Origin of the sequence: Stenotrophomonas nitritireducens (assembly GCF_001700965.1) — a bacterium.
Classification (GTDB): domain Bacteria; phylum Pseudomonadota; class Gammaproteobacteria; order Xanthomonadales; family Xanthomonadaceae; genus Stenotrophomonas; species Stenotrophomonas nitritireducens_A.
The window spans coordinates 357811-377074 of sequence record NZ_CP016756.1 but is presented as its reverse complement, the minus strand read 5'-3'; the positions used below and the strand labels follow the sequence as shown (position 1 = coordinate 377074).

Genomic DNA, 19264 nt, shown 5'->3' with positions numbered 1-19264 from the left:
GCCGAATCTGCCCGATCGCTAGTTTCAGTTTGGCGCTGGAGGGGGCGGGGCTGGCTAAAGCGCCCGGTAGCTTTTGCGAAATTGCTTATGTCGCCTGCCCGTAAACTTGATCCAGGCATTCTTAGAGGTCTCCGGGCACACTAGCCCCAAGGAGACCACCGATGCGCAAGAGCAAATTTACCGAGAGTCAGATCGTTGCCACGTTGAAGCAAGTTGAGGCTGGAAGGCAGGTCAAGGATGTCTGCCGTGAGCTTGGCATTTCCGATGCGACTTACTACGTCTGGGAGTCCAAGTTCGGCGGCATGGAAGCTTCGGACGTGCAGCGGTTGCGCGACGTTGAAGCCGAGCACGCAAAGCTCAAGCGGATGTATGCCGAACTGGCGATGGAGAATCATGCGTTGAAGGATCTGATTGCAAAAAAGCTTTAGACCCGGCGCACAAGCGCCCGCTCTTGGCCTGGCTGCAGGACCGCCATGGCTGGAGCGAACGCCGGGCCTGTGCGGCGATTGGGATGCCTCGGTCAACGGCACGCTACCGCCATCGGCCGGATCGGGACGAAGAGGTGATCGCGTTACTGGCCGCGCTCTCTGAGCGCTTTCCGGAGCGCGGCTTCGGCAAGCCATTTCAACTGATTCGTCGCCGCGGTTTGGTCTGGAATCACAAGCGTGTTTGGCGTGAACATCGCGCTGGATTTCATCGAGCCAGGACGGCCGATGCAGAACGGCTTCATCGAGCGCTTCAATGGCAGCTTCCGACGTGGCGTGCTGAATATGCACGTCTTCCGCAATCTCGGAGAAGTACGCGAACAGGCGGAGCAGTGGCTGGCCAATTACAACACCGAGATACCTCACGACAGCCTCGGCGGGCTGACGCCCGCCGAATTCCGCCAGTACCACGAACCGGAAACCTCTAATTTAGCCTGGCATTGAAATACGGGGAGTCGACAGGAAAACCCGAGCTCGCAGCGGGCGCGGAAGCAGCCAGCTGCGCAGCAGTCTCGCCCAGCGCCATCATATGGAGGTCGACGACAGAAACAGGGCATTGCAGGGAGGCTGCCAAGTCCAGGCAGGCCGTGCCGCTGGATGACGCATGGGCCGTCGCCGTGCGTTTGTCGTTCAAAGCGCCTGGCAGGCGGGCAGTGAACTATTGGCTGCTGGCTACAGCCAACTCAAGGGCAATTGGAAAGCCAAAAAATCCTGCGCGGTTCCGGCGGAAACAGCGCCTCACTACAGCACTCCGCGCAACATTCCGGTTCCTGCACAACTATCAGGATCCAGGCGCGCTGCACTGCTGGATCAAGCTCAGTGGCGGTAGATTTCTTTCAGTTTCTCGAGTTGCTCGGTGGTTGCGAGCATGCTCTTGATCCTGTCCAGCACCGCTTCTATCTCGTTGCGATGCTCGGCCTCGTTTTCGATCCCGGCTGTGGCGCGGAGGGCGCGCCGGGAGATGATGGCCAAGGTGCGGAGCGTGTTGCAGCGCTGGGAATAATTTGATGAATTGGCGGGCTTGGCCAGTTCAACTACGAGATCGTCGAGGTCGGCTCTTGCTTCTTCGTAGTTCATGGTTTCATCCCGAGCACGGAGCGCGCTCAATCCTTACACCATAGACGCTTATCTGTGGCCAGATGTGAGGATGCAGCCCGAGGGTGCGCAGCAGCGCGTTCCGGTCAGGGCGGGGCTGTCAATGCGGCTCTGGGCGCTTCTCGGCATAGAAGAGAATGGTGGCCTGGTCCTGAATAGCCGCCTTCATCGAGCTTGCCCATCGCATGACCGCACCTTTGTTGTTGATCAGGTCTGCCAACTCGAGGCACAGGCATTCCGAGCAGGGCTGTCCACCAGGGCTCGGCCTTGCGCAGACACGGCAGGGCGCCATGGTGGTCATCTGCGGTGGTCGCAACTGGTAGGTGATCCGGGTCATCAGGTCTTTGGATTTGTTTACTGCACTCAATCAACACCTCTTGGAAAGCACGTACGACGATGGGGCGCTGCACGCAGCGCTGGTAGATGATAGGGGCGCAGTCCCTCGGCCAACCGTGCTGGCCCATCGTGTTCACAATGGGAAGCGGTCGAGCTGCAAGGGGCGAACGCGATGAGGTGATCCGTTGCGCGGCGCTTGATCACGGCAGCGGTCTGGTATGACTCAGCGCGCCCATGGTCAACCTTGGTCTGTCCGGGCAGATGTTGTCGGCGGATGCGCAACGGGCAGGAAATGCCCCGTGCGCGGGGTTCAGCTTCAATTGGCCAGCGCCCCGGCCAGAGAGGTAGGCATGCGCAAAGTGAGCGTGTTGCCAAGGTCCTGTTTTTGATAGCTGGCATGCCACCCCCGGTCGGCTGCCCGCGCCGCTCATGCACTTTGCCTTCCTCAACGTGGGATGCCTCGGCGCCATTGCCATGATCGCGGACGCGCGCTGGGCTTAACCTCCCGCCGACCTTTCTGCGACGTCTGCTCTTTGACCATGTCGCCCTGGTTTTGTGAAGGCGAGGATGACCATGCAGCAGCGCGGCACGCGCAGCCTGCAATTGTTGGCGGGTGGCGTTGGGGCTGGTTTCCGGCGGCGGACGCTGGCACCCATGCTGTTCTATCTGCTGTTGGCCGCGATGGTGGTGATCTCGGCCATGGCCGGGCGCAGCCATTGGCCACAATTGGCGCCTTTCGTGCTGTTGCTTTGCGGCGTAATGGTGGGGCGCATGCGCTCGGTGCGGCGGCGCTGGCTGGGCATCTACCTGTCCGCGGTGGCGCTGTTGCTGCTGTTGCAGTCGCCTTGGTCGGGCTTGCAGCCGGCGGGCGTGCAGCGGGTCGCGCTGATGGCGATGGCCCTGGCTTTGGCGCAGGTTCTGATCTACACCGTGCGGCTGCTACGGCTCGCGCGGGCATTGCAGCTCCAAGCAGGCGAAATGGACGATGCGGCCATCCTCGCCTTGCTGCCGCCGGATGCTGTGGAAGCTGCGCGGCAATGGCTGGCGGGCGATGACTGCAGGGCGCTTGAACTGGCCGAGGTCGTCAGCCTGAGCGTGCTGTACGCGAACTTGCAGTCGCCCGCTGTGCAGCGTCGGCGCCTGCGCCGGGTGTTGCCGGGTTAGAGCGTTTTGCGCAGATAGATGCGTGCATGGCCGGGTGGGAAATCGGCCAGCCGGCCAAAAACCTCGTAACCATGACGCAGGTAAAAGCCTTCCGCCTGCCAGTCGAAGGTATCCAGTACCACGCTGTGCGCGCCTGCGGCCCTGGCGTGTTGCTCGGCCTGCCGCAGCAGCTGGCTGCCCACGCCCTGGCCGCGCAGTTGTGGGTCAACCCACAGCACATGGATCGCCAGCCAGCCGGCACAGATATCGCCGAGCAGCCCGGCGCAGAGGGCTCCATCGTCGCTGTGGCTGGCCAGCTGCAGCGGCAGTTCGTCGAAACTGTTGCCGCTGGCCTTGCGGTTGAAGGCCAGCAGCCGTGCGCACAGCGCCTGTACTTCCTGCGGGCTTGCGGCCTGCACTGCAGGAAGCTGCGCCGACATCAGGCGTTGCGGTTGTGGGCGCGCATTGCGCGTTGCTTCTCGCGGTCCCAGTCGCGCTCCTTGGCGGTATCGCGCTTGTCGTGATTCTGCTTGCCCTTGGCCAGCGCGATCTCGATCTTGATCTTGTTCTTTTTCCAGTACATCGCGGTGGGTACCAGCGTGTAGCCGTCACGCTCGACGCGGCCGATCAGCTTGTCGATCTCGCGCCGGTGCAGCAGCAGCTTGCGCTGGCGGCGGTCTTCCGGAACGGTGTGGGTGGAGGCCTGGATCAACGGCGTGATCTGCGCGCCGATCAGGTAGATCTCGCCATCCTTCACATAGGCGTAGGCGTCGGTCATGTTGCCGCGACCGGCGCGGATGGCCTTGACCTCCCAGCCCTGCAGCACCAGACCGGCTTCCACCCGATCTTCCAGGTGGTACTCGTGGCGCGCGCGCTTGTTCAACGAGATGGTTTTGTCGGCCGTCCCGTTCTTTGCTTTATCCTTGCTTTGTTTCGTGCTCATTTCCGTATTGTCTCCGATTCGGGGGCTCCCCGAACACTTTCTGTATAGCCATGACTACCATTCGTCGCAGCGCGCTGGTCGAACACTCCGCCGATCGCATGTTCAACCTGGTCAATGATGTTGCCGCCTACCCGGGCCGGTTCCGCTGGTGTGACAAGGCGGAGATCCTGGAGCAGGGTGAGCAGCGGCTGGTTGCCCGGCTCGATCTCGGGCTGGGTTCGTTCCGTACCTGGTTCATGACCGAAAACACCTTGGAACGCCCGCACAGCATCGATATGAAGCTGCGCGATGGTCCGTTCAAGCGGCTGCATGGCCGCTGGGAGTTCCATGCCCTGTCTGAAAGCGCCTGCAAGGTGACGCTGGAACTGGAGTTCGAGCCGACCTCGCGCCTGCTCGGGCCGGCCTTGGCGCTGGGTTTCCAGGGCCTGGCTGACCGCATGGTCAACGACTTCGTGCGCGTGGCTGACCAGGAGCCTTGAGTGATACGTGTGGAAGTGGTGCTGGCCTGGCCGGACCGTTACCAGCAGCGTCAGCTTGAACTGGCCGAAGGTTGCACGGTTGCCGACGCGGTAGCCGCAGCGGCGCTGGAGGGCGCTGCCGAGGCCGTGGCGATGGCGGTGCATGGCGTGCTTGCACCGCCGCAGCAGCTGCTGCGGGAAGGTGACAGGATCGAGCTGCTGCGCCCGTTGCTCGCCGACCCCAAAGAAAATCGCCGCCGGCGGGCGCGCGGCGGCGATTGATTCTGCGGCAGGGGCGCTGGATCAGCGGCCCTTTTTCTTGTCCTTGGCCAGGTTGCGGCCGAACTGACGCACGCTGTTGCGGGCCAGGTCAGCATCCTGCGTCGGGAAGTAGTCGCCTTCCCAGCGGGTGACCTGGTCGTTGTCGAAGAACACGGTGAAATTTTTCACCTCGGTCTTGCCCAGGCGGTTCACACGCTGGCTGGCGGTGTAATCCCAGCGTTGTGCGTGGAACGGGTCAGCGATGGACGGCGTGCCCAGCAGCGCATTCACCTGCTGCTTGCTTTGGCCGACCTGCAACTGCGCCACGGACTGTTCGCGGATCAGGTTGCCCTGATAGATGGGCTGCTTGTAGATGATGCCGCAGCCAGTAGTGGACAGGGCGACAACGGCGATCAACAGGAGGTTGCGCATTGGGTAGGGCGGTTGAGGAAATCAGGTCGATGATACACTCCCCGGCACCCAGCGCGATCTGACCGGAGATAACTGGCGTTAAACCGCCAATGAACACGATGGCCATGGAATCCAATGACCTGCGCAAAGTCGGCTTGAAGGTAACGCATCCGCGGATGCGCATCCTTGCTTTGCTCGAGCAGAACACCCCCCATCAGCACCACCTCACCGCCGAAGACATCTACCGCAAGCTGCTTGATTGCGGTGATGAGATCGGGCTGGCCACGGTTTACCGTGTGCTGACCCAGTTCGAAGCGGCGGGCTTGGTACTCAAACACAACTTTGAAGGCGGCCAGGCGGTTTATGAGCTGGACCGCGGCGGCCACCACGACCATATGGTGGACGTGGACTCGGGCAAGATCATCGAGTTTGAAAGCCCGGAAATCGAGGAGCTGCAGCGGAAGATCGCTGCGGAGCATGGTTTTGAGCTGGAAGAACACTCGCTGGTGTTGTACGTGCGCAAAAAGCGTAAGTAGGGCAGTTGCGGCACGGCCCTTGGGCTGTTGCCGTTGAAGCAAAAACACCGGCCAAAGGCCGGTGTTTTTGTTTGTCCCCGCGCGGAAGGCCTGGGGGGCGGTAGTGCCGAGCTATGCTCGGCAAGGGGCTTTCCCGAGTCACTGTCAGGGCCGCTGTAGTGCCGAGCCATGCTCGGCAGGGGCTTTCCCGAGTCACTGTCAGGGCCGCTGTAGTGCCGAGCCATGCTCGGCAGGGGCTTTCCCGAGCCACCGTCAGGGCCGTTGTAGTGCCGAGCCATGCTCGGCAGGGGCCTTGGGTGCCAAGCTTGAAGAGCCAGGAGCTGCCCTCACCCCAACCCCTCTCCCGCAGGCGGGAGAGGGGCTTTAAAGCTCAAGCTAGAGCCAAAGCCAAGCCTGCTTTACCGTCCTCAGGCCTCAGTCAACAGCTTGCGCGCGGCCGCCCGGGCTTCTTTACTGACCTCAGCGCCGCCCAGCATCCGCGCCAGTTCTTCTTCTCGGCCCTTGCTGTCCAGCAGCTCCACCGCGCTCTGGGTCATGCCTTCCACCGGGGCCTTGCTTACCCGGTAGTGGGCGTGGCCCTTGGAGGCGACCTGCGGCAGGTGGGTGACGCAGAGCACCTGGCGGCGCTCACCCAGGGCACGCAGCTTTTTGCCGACGATGTCGGCAATGGCACCGCCGATGCCTGAGTCCACTTCGTCGAAAACCATGGTCGGCACCGCATCCAGGCCCAGGGCGGCTACTTCGATCGCCAGAGAGATGCGCGACAACTCGCCGCCCGAGGCCACCTTGCGCAGGGCGCGGGCGGGCTGGCCGGCGTTGGCGGCGACCAGGAATTCGACCCGCTCGGCGCCATTCGGATCCGGGCGCAGCTGTGCCTGTGGCTCCAATTCAATGCGGAACTGGCCGCCGCCCATGCCCAGCTCGCCGATCAGCGCGGTGGTGGTGTCTGAAAGAGAACTCGCCGCGGTTTGGCGGCTGTTGGAAAGCATCGCAGCCACGGCCTGCCAGCGGGCGGCGGCCTTGTCGATCTCGCCGGCCAGCTTGGCCAGGCGCTCGTCGGCGCCGCGCAGCTGTTCCAGCTCGGTTTCCAGGCGGTCACGGGTGGCGGCAAGCTCTTCCATGGGTACGCGGTGCTTGCGGGCCAGGTCGTGCAGCCGGCTGAGCCGGCGTTCGATGTCTTCAAAGGCGTCCGGGTCGCTGTCCAGGTCGTCCTGGACCCGGTCCAGCTGGGCAAGCGCTTCGTGCAGCTGGATGCCGGCGGCATCGAGCATGGCGTCGACGTCGCCAAGGCGGGCGTCGTGCTGGCTGACCCGGCCCAGCTCGTGCCGCACCTGTTGCAGCAGGGACAGCAGGGAGGGGCCGTCCTCGTCGCCATTGAGCAGGCCGCCGGCGCGCTGGCAGGCCTCGATCAGGGCGGTTGAATGGGCCTGGCGGCGATGGCTGGTGCCAAGCGCGACTATCGCTGCTGGCTCCAGTTCCTCGCGCTGCAGCTCGCCGAGCTGGTGTTCTAGAAAGCCGATCCGGTCGGAAACATCCCCTTGCTGGGACAGCGCATCGCGCTCGTCCAGTAGCGCCTGCCATTGGCTGGCGGCGCCACGCACGGCGGCACGCTCGGCCTCGTTGCGGGCGAAGGCATCAAGCAGGGCCAGCTGGCTGGGGCGCGACAGCAGCGCCTGCTGGTCGTGCTGGCCATGGATCTCGACCAGGAAGCTGGCCAGCTCGGACAGTTGCGATACCGGTACCGGGCGGCCGTTGATGAAGGCGCGGGAGCCGCCGTCGGCGCGGATCACCCGTCGCAGCTGGCATTGCTCCTCGTCGTCGAGCTCGTTGTCGCGCAGCCAGCCGCGTGCCGGGGCGTCGTCTTCCAGGCTGAATTCGGCCGACAGCTCGGCGCGGCTGGCGCCGTGGCGGACCACGCCGGAGTCGGCGCGCAGGCCGGACAGAAAGCCTAAAGCGTCCACCATCAATGACTTGCCGGCACCGGTCTCGCCGGAAACGACAGTCATGCCTGGGCCGAACTCCAGTTCGGTGGCGCGCACAACGGCAAAATCCTTGATCGATAGATGTCTGAGCATGGCTGGCAGGTCTAGGGGCCGCGCAAAACTAGCACGCGTGCCGGGCAGGTCAATGTAGGCGAGGCGATGGCCTGCCCAAATTAGGAACAATGCGTCTCACAGAGTGAGTCGGAGCCTTGAAACTTCCAGTACAGCCCACATACGGGGCGTGGTAGACGGCAGATCATCCGTCAGGGAAACCGGAAATGAACCAAGAGCACACTGAATTCGACCCCGAAAACGCCGCCACCGGCGGTGACGACGCGCACCACGACCAGATCGAGGCGCTGCGCGCCGAGCTGGAACAGGTCAAGGCCGAATCGCTGCGCGAACGCGCCGATCTGGATAACCAGCGCAAGCGTGTGGCCCGCGACATCGAGCAGGCCCGCAAGTTCGCCAACGAGAAGCTGCTCGGCGACCTGCTGCCGGTGTTCGACAGCCTCGATGCGGGCTTGACCGCCGCTGGCGGCGAGCCCAACCCGCTGCGCGAAGGTATGGAGCTGACCTACAAGCAGCTGCTCAAGGTGGCTGCTGACAACGGTCTGGTCCTGCTGGACCCGGCCGGCCAGGCCTTCAATCCGGAGCATCACCAGGCCATCAGCCAGGTGCCGGCGCCGGCTGGTGTGGCCCCGGGCGCGGTAGTGACCGTGTTCCAGAAGGGCTACCTGCTCAACGAGCGCCTGCTGCGGCCGGCGCTGGTGGTGGTGGCCCAGGCCGATTGACCGGCCCCCGCTGGCTGGCCGCCGCCTAAACCGGCGCGGCCGCCGGCAAACAGTGTTCCGGGGATGACTTGAATGTCATCAGGTCCTTCCCCATATCCCATTCATCCCCGGCGGCTGCCGGCAAACGAATCCTCAGGAGTCCCCCATGGGCAAGATCATTGGTATCGACCTCGGCACCACCAACTCGTGCGTGGCGATCATGGACGGCGGCAAGGCCCGCGTCATTGAAAACTCGGAAGGCGACCGCACCACGCCCTCCATCGTCGCCTACACCAAGGACGGCGAAGTACTGGTGGGTGCCTCGGCCAAGCGCCAGGCTGTCACCAACCCGAAGAACACCTTCTACGCGGTGAAGCGCCTTATCGGCCGCAAGTTCACCGACGCCGAAGTGCAGAAGGACATCGCCCACGTGCCGTACGGCATCCTGGCGCATGACAACGGCGATGCCTGGGTACAGACCAGCGATGGCAAGAAGATGGCACCGCAGGAAATTTCCGCGCGCGTGCTGGAAAAGATGAAGAAGACCGCCGAAGACTTCCTCGGTGAAAAGGTCACCGAAGCGGTCATCACCGTGCCGGCCTACTTCAACGACAGCCAGCGCCAGGCAACCAAGGACGCAGGCCGCATTGCCGGTCTGGACGTCAAGCGCATCATCAACGAGCCGACCGCCGCTGCCCTGGCCTATGGCCTGGACAAGGGTGACAACAAGGACCGCAAGATCGTTGTCTACGATCTGGGCGGCGGCACCTTCGACGTGTCGATCATCGAGATCGCCAACGTTGACGGCGAGAAGCAGTTCGAAGTGCTGGCCACCAATGGTGACACCTTCCTGGGCGGCGAAGATTTCGACAACCGCGTCATCGAGTACCTGGTTGAAGAGTTCCAGAAGGACCAGGGCATCGACCTGCGCAAGGATCCGTTGGCCCTGCAGCGCCTGAAGGACGCCGCTGAGCGCGCCAAGATCGAGCTGTCGTCCGCGCAGCAGACCGAAGTCAACCTGCCGTACGTCACCGCAGACGCTTCCGGTCCGAAGCACCTGAACATCAAGCTGACCCGCGCCAAGCTGGAAAGCCTGGTCGAAGAGCTGATCAAGAAGTCGATCGAGCCGTGCCGCGTTGCGTTGAATGACGCCGGCCTGCGTTCGAGCGACATCAGCGAAGTGATCCTGGTCGGTGGTCAGACCCGCATGCCGAAGGTGCAGCAGGCCGTGACCGAGTTCTTCGGCAAGGAACCGCGCAAGGACGTCAACCCGGACGAAGCCGTGGCACTGGGTGCTGCGATCCAGGGCGGCGTGCTGGGCGGCGACGTCAAGGACGTGCTGCTGCTGGACGTGACCCCGCTGTCGCTGGGTATCGAGACCATGGGTGGCGTGTTCACCAAGATCATCGAAAAGAACACCACCATCCCGACCAAGGCCTCGCAGACCTTCTCGACCGCCGAGGACAACCAGTCGGCCGTGACCGTGCACGTGCTGCAGGGTGAGCGCGAGCAGGCCCGCTTCAACAAGTCGCTGGCCAAGTTCGACCTGTCCGGCATCGAGCCGGCCCCGCGTGGCATGCCGCAGGTAGAGGTGTCCTTCGACATCGACGCCAACGGCATCCTGCACGTGTCGGCCAAGGACAAGAAGACCAACAAGGAACAGAAGGTCGAGATCAAGGCCGGTTCGGGTCTGTCCGAGGACGAGATCGCACGCATGGTCGCCGACGCGGAAGCCAACCGCGAAGAAGACAAGAAGTTCCACGAGCTGGTGCAGACCCGCAACCAGGCTGATGGCCTGATCCACGCCACCCGTAGCGCCATCACCGAGCATGGCAGCAAGGTTGGCGGCGACGTCATCGGCAAGGTCGAGGCCGCGCTGGCCGACCTGGAAACGGCAATGAAGGGCGACGACAAGGCGCAGATTGAAGCCAAGTCGAAGTCGCTGGAAGAAGCCGGCCAGGCCTTGTTTGCCGCCGCTTCGGCCGGTGAGCAGGCTGGCCCGGCTCCGGGCGGCGACGCTGGCGCCCAGTCCAATGACGATGTGGTGGACGCCGAGTTCACCGAAGTCAAGGACGATAAGAAGTAAGCAAGGCCGGAGTTGTGCCTGGGGATTCGGGATACGGAGCTGATGCTCCGGCTCCCGGGTCCCCTTCCGGTATCTGCAATCCCCAGCTTTCTGTCCTGATTTCCAACCCCGATTCCAGAACCTCATGTGCCGATGAAACGCGATTATTACGAAGTACTGGGCGTAGCCCGCACCGCAACCGATGAAGAGCTGAAGAAGGCCTATCGCCGTTGCGCGATGAAGCACCACCCGGACCGCAACCCGGGCGATGCCGCCGCCGAAGCTGCCTTCAAGGAATGCAAGGAGGCGTACGAAACCCTGTCCGACGGCAATAAGCGGCGCATGTACGACGCCCACGGCCACGCCGCGTTCGAGCACGGCATGGGCGGCGGCGGTGGTCCCGGCGGCCCGGACATGAACGATATTTTCGGTGACATCTTCGGCAATATTTTTGGCGGAGGTGGCGGTGGCCCGCGCCAGCCGCGTCGCGGGGCCGATATCGGCTACGTGATGGAGCTGGACCTGGAAGAAGCCGTGGCCGGTGTTGAACGCCGCATCGAGATCCCGACCCTGGCCGAATGCGGTGATTGCGACGGCAGTGGCTCGGAAGACCGCAAGGTCGAGACCTGCAATGTCTGCGGTGGTCGCGGCCAGGTGCGCGTGCAGCGTGGCATTTTTGCCATGCAGCAGGCCTGCCATAACTGCGATGGTCGTGGCCAGATCATCAGCAAGCCGTGTAAGACCTGCCACGGCAATGGCCGTGTCGAGGAAGACAAGGTGTTGTCGGTCAAGGTGCCGGCAGGCGTGGACACCGGTGACCGTATCCGCCTGCAGGGCGAAGGCGAAGCCGGCCCGGCGGGTGCACCGGCCGGTGACCTGTATGTGGAAGTGCGCGTGCGTGAGCATGCGATCTTCACCCGTGACGGTGACGACTTGCACTGCGAAGTGCCGGTGCGCATCTCGCAGGCAGCGCTGGGCGATTCGATCCGCGTAGCAACGCTGGGCGGCGAGGCGGAAATCCGCATCCCCGCCGAGACCCAGACCGGCAAGCTGTTCCGCCTGCGTGGCAAGGGCGTCAAATCGGTGCGCAGCCGCACCGAAGGCGATCTGTACTGCCGCGTCGTGGTGGAGACCCCGGTCAACCTGACCGCCGAGCAGCGCAAGCTGCTGGAGCAGTTTGAATCCACGTTCAGCGGTGAAGATGCGCGCAAGCATTCGCCGAAGTCGGCCACCTTCATCGACGGCGTGAAAGGCTTCTGGGAACGCATGAAGTCCTGAGCCTCACTGTAGTGCCGAGCCATGCTCGGCAATGGCTTTACCGATAGAGCCCCTGCCGAGCATGGCTCGGCACTACGGGGATTGCTTGTAATGCCCCTGCCGAGCATGGCTCGGCACTACATGATTCAAAAGCCGCAGCTTGCTGCGGCTTTTGTCGTTATGGCATCGGCGATTGGTTGCGCGCGCAAGCGTATGCACTCGCGTCTTGTGCTGCGGACGTAGAATAGGGCGATGAACGAAGTCGACCACAGCCATCTCGTGCACGGTCGTCGGCAACGCCCGGATGGGCCGTCGCCGGTGGACGTGATCTCCGTGCAATCCCAACTGGTTTACGGCCATGCAGGCAATAGCGCGGCGGTGCCGCCGTTGCGGGCGCTAGGCCTGCGCGTTGCCGAAATTCCCACCACGCTGCTGAGCAATGCGCCGTTCTACGCGACATTGCGCGGGCGCGTGTTGCCAGCCGACTGGTTTGCCGAGCTATTGCAGGGCGCCACCGAGCGCGGTCTGCCGCAACGCGCCGGGGCCTTGGTGTCCGGCTACTTCGGCAGTGTCGCCAACGGTGCCGCTTTCGCCGATTGGCTGGATGAGGTTCTGCCGCAATCGCCGCAGCTGCGCTACTGCCTCGATCCGGTGATCGGCGATACCCATACCGGCCCCTATGTCGAGCCCGGGCTGGAAAAAATCTTCATTGAACGACTGCTGCCGCACGCCTGGCTGGTCACGCCCAATGCCTTCGAGCTGGGCCGCCTGACCGGCATGCCGGCGTTGGAACAGGACGACGCCATCGCGGCCTCGCGCAAGTTGTTGGAGCGCGGCCCGGAATGGGTGATCGCGCATTCGGTGTCCGGCGACCCCGGCGAGCTGGTGACCCTGGCCATCGGTCGCGAACAGATCTGGCGCTGGACCTCACCGCATCTGCCAGTGGACGTGGCCGGTACCGGTGACGTGTTGATGTCGTTGCTGGTCGCGTTCTTGCTCAAGGGCCATAGCTTCGAGGATGCGGTAAGCCGCGCCATCGCCGGCGTGCATGCGGCGTTGGAGGCAACCCTGGCCACCGGCGTGGAAGAGTTCGACGTGCTGGCGGCCGCACCGGCTGCCCTGGGTACGCCGTATCGGTTCCGCGCCGAGCGACTGGCGTGAGTCTGCGCCCGGTCATCGGCATCGTCGGCAGCGGCGGTGCCTTCGGGCGTTGGCTGCGCGGCTTCTTCGAATCGCGGATGGGTCTGCAGGTGATCGGCCATGATCCGATCGATCCTGCCTCGCAGACGCCAGAACAGTTGTTGGAACAGGCCGATGTGCTGCTGTTCTCCGCACCGATCCGGCATACGCCGGCATTGATCCGTCAGTACATCCAGCAATCGGCTGGGCGCGAGCGCGGCAAGCTGTGGCTGGATGTCACCTCGATCAAGGCCGAGCCGGTCGCTGCGATGCTGGAATCGCAGGCCTCGGTGGCCGGCCTGCACCCGATGACCGCACCGCCCAAGGCGCCGACCTTGAAGGGCAGGGTGATGGTGGTCTGCGAGGCGCGCCTGGATGCGCGTTGGCAGGTATGGCTGGACGAACTGTGCATCGCCCTGCAGGCCGAATGCGTGCGCGGCAGCGCAGAACATCACGACCGGGTGATGGCGCTGGTGCAGGCGATGGTGCACGCCACCCATCTGGCCCAGGCCGGCGTGCTGCGTGAGTACGCGCCGATGCTGGGTTCGCTCGCCGAGTTGATGCCTTACCGTTCGGCCGCCTTCGAGCTGGATGCGGCAGTGATCTCACGCATCCTGTCGTTGAACCCGGCCATCTACGAAGACATACAGTTCGGCAATCCACACGCTGGCGAAGTGCTCGACCACCTGTTGCAGCAGCTGCAGCAGTTGCGTGGGCTGGTGGGGCAGGGCGATGACGCCGCGCGTGCGGTATTCCGCAAGCAGTACCTGGCCGACAACAAGGCGGCCGTGGATGAGCAGACCCTGCGCGATGGCAATTACAGTTTCGAGCGCGTCGGCTACCTGCTGGCCGATCTGACCGACACGCGCGCGATGAGCGTGCATCTACCGGAAGATCGCGCCGGTTCCTTGCGTGAACTGCTGCATGTATTCGAGCGCCACGGCATCAGCCTGGCGTCGATCCATTCCTCGCGTACGCCCAGTGGTGAAGTGCATTTCCGCATGGGTTTCGTGCAGGCCTATGCCGCCGACGTGCTGCAAGCGGCGGCCGGGGAAATCAACAGCAGCGGTATTGGCCGCGTGCTGGAGCGCTAAAGCATTTGTGGGAGCGGCGTAAGCCTGTAGGAGCGGCGTAAGCCGCGAAGCCACATCATTGGCCGAAGCCGATAGCGCATTGCAATTGCCGGGGTGCTCTGCGCGTCTGGGGTTGTCAGCTTCGCGGCTTACGCCGCTCCTACAAGGCTTCGGGTTTTTTTGTGGGAGCGGCGTAAGCCGCGAAGCCACATCACTGGCCGAAGCCGATAGCGCATTGCAATCGCTGGGGTGGTCTGCGCGTCCGGGGTTATCAGCTTCGCGGTTTACGCCGCTCCAACAAAAGCCACTGCAGTCAGCGCCCCAGCCTGTGTAGAGGGAGGAGTCAACCCCATCCGCGTCTCACAGGCTGCGACTTAATCCACAGCGGAGTGTGCGCAAGCATGTGGATAATCGCTGGCATTCCTTGGGGCACAAGGGTGTCAAGATGGTTGGTGAAAATTTGATCAGCCGCAGGCCGAATCGGCAAAGCGTATTCAGAATTACCGGATCACGCCGCAGCGCGAGCGCCCAATAGCGCGCCGGGATGGGTCACGGCGCGCTGCGGAACAAGCCATCAGGCCCGGTAGGGCTGGTTCATCGATAGGTTGACTTCGCCATCAGCACTGAACAGCGTGCTGCCACGCCGCAACAATGGGCGGCCATCGGCAAGTTCGTAACGCGGTGTCTGAGGGCTGGTGCTGTCCTGGCTGCTGCCGGGTTCGTCGAGGAACTCGATGACGATGCAGCTTTCGCCATCGCGGGTGGTTGCCGGAAATTGTCGGAACGCCATCGCTCGCCTCCTGGGCTAGAAAGGTGGCCGCACTGCATCCACTACGACCACGTACCGAGCTTGCCGACGGTGCTGTTAGGCATGCGTCAGCGCAGCGTTAGGCGGGTGAGAGAAGTGGCCTTGGTGGTCACACTTCGCAGGCGTTGTGCATGCATGCGGTGGCGCAAGCCCGGCTTCACCGTCCAGCCAGCACAGGCAGTGCTTGCTGCAAGATCAGCATCCGCTGTCCCTTGCCTGGCACGCAAACACAGGCTGTGAAGCACGCCGGCTCGCCCTGCGGTGCCGGCGTGATTCGAGCGCGTTCAGTCAATGAACTGCAGGCGCGCCAACTCGGCGTAGAGGCCATCCTGTGCCAGCAGTTCGGCGTGGGTGCCTTGGGCGACGATGCGGCCGTGGTCCATCACGACGATACGGTCGGCCTTGAGCACGGTCGCCAGGCGATGCGCGATGACCAGCGTGGTGCGGCCCGCCATCAAGCGTTCCAGTGCCTGCTGCACGGCGCGTTCGCTCTGCGCATCGAGCGCGCTGGTAGCTTCGTCCAGCAACAGTACCGGTGCATCCTTGAGCAGAGCGCGGGCAATGGCCACGCGCTGCTGCTGGCCGCCAGAGAGGCGTGCACCGCGCTCGCCCAGGTCACTGTCATAGCCCTCGGGCAGCTGCATCAGGAAGTCGTCGGCTTCGGCCGAACGGGCAGCTGCGCGCACTTCCTCGTCGCTGGCTTCCAGACGGCCATAGCGGATGTTGTCGGCGGCGCTGGCGGCAAACAGGGCCGGTTGCTGTGGCACCAGGGCGATGCTCTGGCGCAGCTGCGCCGGGTCCAGTTCGCGCAGGTCGATGCCATCGAGCCGTAGGCTGCCTGCATCGGGGTCATGGAAACGCAGCAGCAATGACAGCACCGTGCTTTTGCCGGCACCGGAAGGCCCGACCAACGCCACGGTTTCGCCCGGTGCCACGGTTAGGCTGAAATCATCCAGCGCCGGATGATCGGGGCGCTGCGGGTAGTGGAAGGAAACATGTTCGAAACGGATTTCGCCGCGAACGGGCGTGGGCAAGGGATGCGGCTGCGCTGGCGAGGTGATCTGCGGGGTTTCGGCCAGCAGTTCGCCGATCCTGCCCATGCCGCCGGAAGCGCGCTGCAGTTCGTTCCATACCTCGGCCAAGGCGCCCACCGAGCCGCCGCCGATCAGGGCGTACAGCACGAACTGCCCCAGCGTGCCGGCGCTCATGCGGCCATCCACCACGTCATGCGCGCCGGACCACAACACCGCGACGATCGCCCCGAACACCAGCACGATGGCGATGGCAGTGACGAAGGACTGGGTGCGGATGCGGCGTTTTGCGGTGGCCACTGACACCGCCAGCGCGGCCTCGAAGCGGCCGCGCTCGTAAGGCTCGCGCGCATGCGCCTGCACCGTACGTACCGCGCCCAGGGTTTCCGCAGCCAGGGCATTGGCATCGGCGACACGGTCCTGGCTGGCGCGGGAGATTTTCTGCAGCTGGCGCGCGCCGAGCACGATCGGTAGCACGGCCAATGGAATGCCGATCAGCGAATACACCGCCAGCCGCGGGCTGGTGACGAACAGCATCACCATCGCGCCGACTACAGTGACGCTGCTGCGCAGGGCAACCGACATGGTCGAACCAATCACGCTGCGCAGCAGTTCACTGTCTGCGGTGAGCCGCGAGACCAGCTCACCGCTTCGGGTGCGGTCGTGGAAGCCGGCATCCAGTCCGATCAGGTGGGTGTACAGCTTGGCGCGCAGGTCCGCGACCACTTTTTCGCCCAGCAGGGACACAAAGAAGAAGCGCGCGGCGGTGGCCAAGGCCAACACCACCGCGACGATGAAGAGCAGCATGAAGGCGCGGTTGATCTCGCCACCGCCGGAGAATCCGTGGTCGATCATCTGCTTAACCGCCATCGGCAGGCTCAACGTCGCCGTGGAAGAAATGGCCAGCGCGACCAGCCAGGCGCTGAACAGCCCGGCATGGCGGCGGACGAACGGCCACAGGGTTTTCAGGCTGCCGAGTTTCTGCAGCTTGCGCGGTGCGGGGGACGGGGTATCAGTCATGGTCGACAGGTTCGCTCAGGCGTAGGCGGTCGCGGGTGGCGTCGCGCAGGCGCAATGCCAGCGCATCGATCTGGTCTGCCGGCAGGCGTACATGCAGGCGCAGGCCTTCGGGCAGGAATTGTTCTTCAAGCTTCTCGGCACCGGCGCTGCCCAGCAGGGTGTGCACGATGCCCATGTCCTCGAAGCCGCATTGCAGGATGCGCTCGGTCATTGGCACCAGCGGGCTGCGCTGGGCAAGCCGCAGGCATTCGGCTGCGGTGCCGCCATAGGCACGGACCAGGCCGCCGGCGCCCAGCTTTATGCCGCCGTACCAGCGGGTCACCACCACCGCGATGCGGTCGTAGCCTTGGCCATCGATGGCGGCCAGGATCGGACGGCCGGCGGTGCCTGCGGGTTCGCCGTCATCGCTGGAACGGTATTCGTTGCCGTGCCGGTAGGCCCAGCAGTTGTGGGTGGCGTCGGTAACCGACACCGAGGCGATGAACGCCATTGCCTGGTCGGCGCCACTGATGGGCGCCGCCCTGGCGAGGAAGCGGCTGTGTTTGATGTCCAGCTCGTGGCTGGCGGGGGCGGCAAGGGTGTCGAGCATTGCTGTCATTCTAGTGGCAGCACTGCAACGCGGTAGCGGATGCGGCTCAATCCTCGAGCAGCGGTCTGAGGTCATGCGGAATGCGTGCTTCCGGGTAGTCATGGGCAAAGCGGCGCAGGCTTGCCTTGGCGGTGGGAATATCACCGGCCTCCTGCCGCTCGCGGATGCGCTTGAGCCATTGGCGTCGCGACAGCATGGCATCGGCTTCGATGTCTGCAGTGCTGTCTGCAGCGATGGCTGCGGCACGCTGGCGCCGCGCTTCGGCTGCCTTTGTGACGGCCTTGGCGCCGGCATGCGGAATCGGTGCGGGCCCGGTGAACGCTGGGCGCGGTGGCGCCGTGCGTGCCGGTGGGCTTTGGCTGCGATAGAGCTGGTTCTGCGCGGCATCGGCGCTGTTTGCCTGCTCGGTGTAAGCCGGTGCCGCGATGGGCGCCGGCATGGTTACCGGTGCCGGTGGGGCCGGCGGCGCGGGAGGCGCGCTTGCAGGAGCTGCCGAGAACGCGCGCGGGGCGGGCTCGTCCGCCGTCATGCTGGCGGCGGACTCGGCGACGCTGGCTTCGGCCTTGCGTGATGCACGGGCAGGCGCAGGCTCAGACGTCGCTGCCTGCCGTTCTTTGGCTGCTGCTTGCTTCGCCGGCGCGGCGGCGACGGGCGCTGATGCGGTGGCTGGGTCGGTCGGCTGCTCCAGCATGGGCGCGGCAGCAGGTTCCGGGCTTTGCGCCGGCGCTGCGCCGCTCGAGGAAGCATCGGCAGCAACGGGTGCAGGGGCTTCGGCCGAGGCTGGCGCGGACGGCGGCGCATCCAGTGGCCGCAGCTGCCAGGCCAGGCCAACCACCAGCACCAGCGATGCAGCCACCGCCAGTGAGGACACCAGGCCACGACGACGGCCCCAGCCGCGCCCGCGTGCCGCCGACGGCGGCAAGGCAGTGGGGGAGCTGGCGTGAGCCTGGGCCGCGCCCTGGTCGTTGGGCTGGGCAGCGGCGGTGGTGCTCGGCGCCGGTGGCGCCTTGGACAGGGCGATGATCCGCGCGTCGAGCTGGGCGCTGGGCGCAGCGGCGGCGCTGCCAGGGCGGCCCAGCAGGCGGGCCAGCTCGCGCTCTTCGGGGGTCAGCATGTCTGCGGTCTTCATTCGCTCAACCTCGCGCGCAGCTTGTCCATCGCATAGCGCAGCCGCGACTTGACGGTTTCCCGGCCAACGCCGGTGATCTGCCCGATCTCCTCCAGGCTCAGTTCCTGTTCCAGTCGCAGGATCACGACTTCCTGTTGTTCGGCTGGCAGCTCGGCCAAGGCCTGGCGCAGTTGCAGGCGCTGGGCGTGTTCGTCCGCCAGTAATTCGGGGGTGCAGGTATCGGCCAGGCTGGCAGTGCGTTCGTCGGCATCGGCCGGCGCCGCGGGCCGGTGGCGAGCAGCGCGCCAATGGTCGTTGAGCCGGTTGTGGGCGATGCGGAACAACCAGGTGGCGAAGGCCGCATCGGGCTTCCAGCCGGTCCGGGCATTGATCATTTTCTGCCAGACGTCCTGGAACAGCTCTTCGGCCAGCGGCCGGTCGCGCAGCTGGCCCAGCAGGTAATGGAACAGGCGCGCCCGATGCCGGGCATACAGCTCGGAGAACGCATCGCTGTCGCCCTCGGCATACGCCAACATCAACACTTCGTCGGTAGGGGTCTGGACAGCGGTATCCACCTGCCAAGCGTAGTGGCTGGGTCGGATTCTGCCTAGCTGGGGCGATCATGCAGGCGGCGCTTATTCAGAGTTGTGAAAAATAATCTTTTTTCTGCGACCCACTGCCCTTGACCTCTGCGAAAGGTATGCTTCGGGA

Annotated in this window: 20 protein-coding genes and 1 pseudogene; 10 read left to right on the top strand and 11 right to left on the bottom strand. The window is 64.5% G+C overall.

Annotated elements, in window-relative coordinates; genetic code table 11:
* Positions 1-161 precede the first annotated feature (161 nt).
* A pseudogene (locus BCV67_RS19395) lies at positions 162-929 on the top strand (integrase core domain-containing protein).
* A gap of 372 nt (positions 930-1301) precedes the next feature.
* Here BCV67_RS19395 and BCV67_RS01630 read toward each other — a convergent pair.
* Positions 1302-1562 carry a hypothetical protein gene (locus BCV67_RS01630; RefSeq protein WP_062166190.1) on the bottom strand — a complete coding sequence of 87 codons (261 nt, stop codon included), beginning with the start codon at positions 1560-1562 and terminating at the stop codon, positions 1302-1304.
* A gap of 118 nt (positions 1563-1680) precedes the next feature.
* A complete protein-coding gene (locus tag BCV67_RS01625) occupies positions 1681-1947 on the bottom strand; it encodes a hypothetical protein (protein WP_065868002.1) in 267 nt (88 codons plus the stop codon).
* Positions 1948-2483: 536 nt separating this feature from the next.
* Between BCV67_RS01625 and BCV67_RS01620 the strand changes: the two genes are divergently transcribed.
* On the top strand, positions 2484-3080 hold the full coding sequence (locus BCV67_RS01620) for a hypothetical protein (protein ID WP_062166188.1): 597 nt from the start codon (positions 2484-2486) through the stop codon (positions 3078-3080).
* On the opposite strand, the gene BCV67_RS01615 is transcribed toward BCV67_RS01620, so the two are convergent.
* Together BCV67_RS01615 and smpB are read right to left on the bottom strand one after the other, a co-directional pair.
* Positions 3077-3499, bottom strand: coding sequence for a GNAT family N-acetyltransferase (locus BCV67_RS01615; protein WP_062166187.1), 423 nt, complete (start codon positions 3497-3499; stop codon positions 3077-3079). The two genes, BCV67_RS01620 and BCV67_RS01615, sit on opposite strands and share 4 nt — an antisense overlap.
* A complete protein-coding gene (gene smpB / locus BCV67_RS01610) occupies positions 3499-4002 on the bottom strand; it encodes an SsrA-binding protein SmpB (protein WP_062166186.1) in 504 nt (167 codons plus the stop codon). Before smpB ends, BCV67_RS01615 begins: the two co-directional genes overlap by 1 nt.
* A 50-nt stretch (positions 4003-4052) precedes the next feature.
* Between smpB and BCV67_RS01605 the strand changes: the two genes are divergently transcribed.
* Positions 4053-4481, top strand: a complete 429-nt coding sequence (locus BCV67_RS01605; RefSeq protein WP_062166185.1) for a type II toxin-antitoxin system RatA family toxin — start codon at positions 4053-4055, stop codon at positions 4479-4481.
* Complete coding sequence (locus tag BCV67_RS01600; RefSeq protein ID WP_082746453.1) at positions 4482-4742, top strand: RnfH family protein; 261 nt, start codon at positions 4482-4484, stop codon at positions 4740-4742.
* Positions 4743-4763: 21 nt separating this feature from the next.
* Here BCV67_RS01600 and BCV67_RS01595 read toward each other — a convergent pair whose 3' ends face one another.
* Positions 4764-5153, bottom strand: a complete 390-nt coding sequence (locus BCV67_RS01595) for an outer membrane protein assembly factor BamE (RefSeq protein WP_057629809.1) — start codon at positions 5151-5153, stop codon at positions 4764-4766.
* 104 nt (positions 5154-5257) lie between these two features.
* Here BCV67_RS01595 and fur point away from each other — a divergent pair, with 104 nt between their 5' ends.
* Entirely contained in the window at positions 5258-5668 is a 411-nt protein-coding gene (gene fur, locus BCV67_RS01590; protein ID WP_057629813.1) for a ferric iron uptake transcriptional regulator, read from the top strand.
* A 407-nt stretch (positions 5669-6075) separates the two neighbouring features.
* Here fur and recN read toward each other — a convergent pair whose 3' ends face one another.
* On the bottom strand, positions 6076-7743 hold the full coding sequence (recN, locus tag BCV67_RS01585) for a DNA repair protein RecN (protein WP_062166184.1): 1668 nt from the start codon (positions 7741-7743) through the stop codon (positions 6076-6078).
* Between the two features lie 185 nt (positions 7744-7928).
* Between recN and grpE the strand changes: the two genes are divergently transcribed.
* From grpE to BCV67_RS01560, 5 genes are all read left to right on the top strand, one after another.
* Positions 7929-8444: a nucleotide exchange factor GrpE gene (gene grpE / locus BCV67_RS01580; RefSeq protein WP_062166183.1), complete on the top strand. Its 516-nt coding sequence runs from the start codon at positions 7929-7931 to the stop codon at positions 8442-8444.
* A gap of 145 nt (positions 8445-8589) precedes the next feature.
* Complete coding sequence (gene dnaK, locus BCV67_RS01575) at positions 8590-10509, top strand: molecular chaperone DnaK (RefSeq protein WP_062166182.1); 1920 nt, start codon at positions 8590-8592, stop codon at positions 10507-10509.
* A gap of 132 nt (positions 10510-10641) precedes the next feature.
* Positions 10642-11766, top strand: coding sequence for a molecular chaperone DnaJ (gene dnaJ, locus BCV67_RS01570; protein ID WP_062166181.1), 1125 nt, complete (start codon positions 10642-10644; stop codon positions 11764-11766).
* A gap of 231 nt (positions 11767-11997) precedes the next feature.
* Positions 11998-12906, top strand: coding sequence for a pyridoxal kinase (pdxY, locus tag BCV67_RS01565; RefSeq protein WP_062166180.1), 909 nt, complete (start codon positions 11998-12000; stop codon positions 12904-12906).
* A complete protein-coding gene (locus BCV67_RS01560; RefSeq protein ID WP_062166179.1) occupies positions 12903-14018 on the top strand; it encodes a prephenate dehydrogenase in 1116 nt (371 codons plus the stop codon). The genes pdxY and BCV67_RS01560 overlap by 4 nt, the downstream gene beginning before the upstream one ends.
* Before the next feature lie 553 nt (positions 14019-14571).
* Here BCV67_RS01560 and BCV67_RS01555 read toward each other — a convergent pair.
* From BCV67_RS01555 to BCV67_RS01535, 5 genes are all read right to left on the bottom strand, one after another.
* Positions 14572-14787: a hypothetical protein gene (locus BCV67_RS01555; RefSeq protein ID WP_062166178.1), complete on the bottom strand. Its 216-nt coding sequence runs from the start codon at positions 14785-14787 to the stop codon at positions 14572-14574.
* Positions 14788-15089: 302 nt separating this feature from the next.
* Positions 15090-16856, bottom strand: a complete 1767-nt coding sequence (locus BCV67_RS01550) for an ABC transporter transmembrane domain-containing protein (RefSeq protein ID WP_062166177.1) — start codon at positions 16854-16856, stop codon at positions 15090-15092.
* A complete protein-coding gene (locus BCV67_RS01545; RefSeq protein ID WP_062166176.1) occupies positions 16849-17445 on the bottom strand; it encodes an IMPACT family protein in 597 nt (198 codons plus the stop codon). The genes BCV67_RS01550 and BCV67_RS01545 overlap by 8 nt, the downstream gene beginning before the upstream one ends.
* Before the next feature lie 46 nt (positions 17446-17491).
* Positions 17492-18574: a hypothetical protein gene (locus BCV67_RS01540; protein WP_062166175.1), complete on the bottom strand. Its 1083-nt coding sequence runs from the start codon at positions 18572-18574 to the stop codon at positions 17492-17494.
* Positions 18571-19128 (bottom strand): RNA polymerase sigma factor, encoded by a 558-nt coding sequence (locus BCV67_RS01535; RefSeq protein WP_062166174.1) that lies wholly within the window; start codon positions 19126-19128, stop codon positions 18571-18573. Before BCV67_RS01535 ends, BCV67_RS01540 begins: the two co-directional genes overlap by 4 nt.
* Positions 19129-19264 lie beyond the last annotated feature (136 nt).